Source organism: Anoxybacillus sp. ST4 (assembly GCF_019448545.1).
GTDB lineage: Bacteria > Bacillota > Bacilli > Bacillales > Anoxybacillaceae > Anoxybacillus > Anoxybacillus pushchinoensis.
In genome coordinates this window covers 1-231 of record NZ_JAHZOE010000122.1, presented here as the reverse complement: position 1 = coordinate 231, position 231 = coordinate 1, and the positions used below count along the sequence as shown (strand labels likewise).

Here is a 231-nt window from a genome sequence, read left to right as displayed (position 1 = left end):
CATGTTCCCTTTGACAATAACCAAGCCGAGCGAGATCTTCGCATGGTCAAAGTCAAAGAGAACATCTCGGGTACATTTCGTGACGAAACGTTCGCGCAGTCGTTTTGCATCGCAAGAAGCATCGTTTCCACACTTACGAAACACGAAAAAAACGTGTGGGACTCGTTGTGTCTTCTGTTGGCAGGCGAAACGATCGATCGAGTTCTTTCCGCTACCTAGGGCATTTTCTAT

Annotated in this window: 1 protein-coding gene; it reads left to right on the top strand. The window is 47.2% G+C overall.

Translation table 11 applies throughout. The features are described from left to right. Positions 1–219: IS66 family transposase (locus K1I44_RS15280; RefSeq protein ID WP_219986647.1), on the top strand; the 219-nt coding region annotated here is incomplete at its 5' end. Positions 220–231 lie beyond the last annotated feature (12 nt).